The sequence below is a fragment of the Bacillus sp. SIMBA_008 genome (assembly GCF_046535495.1).
Taxonomy (GTDB): Bacteria; Bacillota; Bacilli; order Bacillales; family Bacillaceae; genus Bacillus; species Bacillus subtilis.
The window spans coordinates 1-249 of the sequence record NZ_JAWRWL010000974.1 but is presented as its reverse complement, the minus strand read 5'-3'; the positions used below and the strand labels follow the sequence as shown (position 1 = coordinate 249).

Sequence of the window (249 nt, the reverse complement as noted above, 5' to 3'; positions counted from 1 at the left end):
CGGCGCGATCGCCTGCACGCCGAAGAACACGCCGCGCGCGTTCACCGCGAACTGCGCATCGAACTCGGCCGGCGTCACCTGTTCGGACGGGGTGATCGTCAGCACCCCGGCATTGGCCACGTAGATGTCGAGCTGGCCGAAGCGCTGGCGGATCTCGTGGGCGACCAACCGATGATGGTCGAGGTCGGCGACATCGCCGACGATGCCGGTCGCGCCATGACCGATCTCCTTGACCGCCTGCGCCAGCAC

1 protein-coding gene is annotated in these 249 nt (G+C 68.3%); it reads right to left on the bottom strand.

Translation table 11 applies throughout. The annotated features are described in order from the left end of the window. A partial coding sequence (locus SB658_RS26285; protein WP_410603433.1) for an SDR family NAD(P)-dependent oxidoreductase occupies positions 1-249 on the bottom strand: 249 nt, incomplete at both ends.